The following is a 629-nucleotide window of genomic DNA, read 5'->3' on the forward strand; positions in this document are numbered from 1 at the left end:
CACCATAATCACCAAATAATATATGCTGTAATATATCGTGATTGAGCAATGTTGTTTGAGTTAAATATTCTATCCATGCTGATACATACTGATTTTGAAACCAATCTGAAAATTGATAAGCGATACCGATTGGTAATGCAAACATTAAAAATATCAACAACCAGGCTAAAAATGTCGCACTTATTTTAGGCCTTAAATGTCGTCGCTCATGTTGAAATAGTGTCAATTGTTCTATCACATGTTCGCTCGCTATAGGCGAAGAAACTACACTTTCTGCCAATGAAATATCTAACTTCTGTTTTATGATTAATAATCTTAATTTCGCTTTTTCTGTTGCGGTAAGTTTATCCGCATGACTAATAACTAAATAATGAGGTTCATTAGGTATGGGCGTATAATGCCCAGTTCTCATATCATATTTCACTTCTAACATGTGCATGACACTTCACAACATGAATAATCATCTAAATACATTTGATTTTTTTGATAATTTTCAATGACATCTTGTTTAGCTGGTAAGCCTTCCCGCTGTGTTAAAAGATGGGCAAGTACTGCAAATCGCGCTCTGAATTTATAGATATAGCATAATTTGGCATTATCATTTTCAACTGTTGCACCAATCATAAAAA

At 33.1% G+C, this 629-nt stretch carries 2 pseudogenes; both read right to left on the reverse strand.

Going from position 1 to position 629, the window contains the following annotated elements:
* Positions 1-433, reverse strand: a pseudogene (locus IDG60_RS28235) (nucleoside recognition domain-containing protein); the annotation flags it as partial.
* Positions 427-629, reverse strand: a pseudogene (locus tag IDG60_RS28240) (NAD(P)/FAD-dependent oxidoreductase); the annotation flags it as partial. The pseudogenes IDG60_RS28240 and IDG60_RS28235, both read right to left, overlap by 7 nt.

It is taken from the genome of Staphylococcus sp. EG-SA-2, assembly GCF_017152085.1.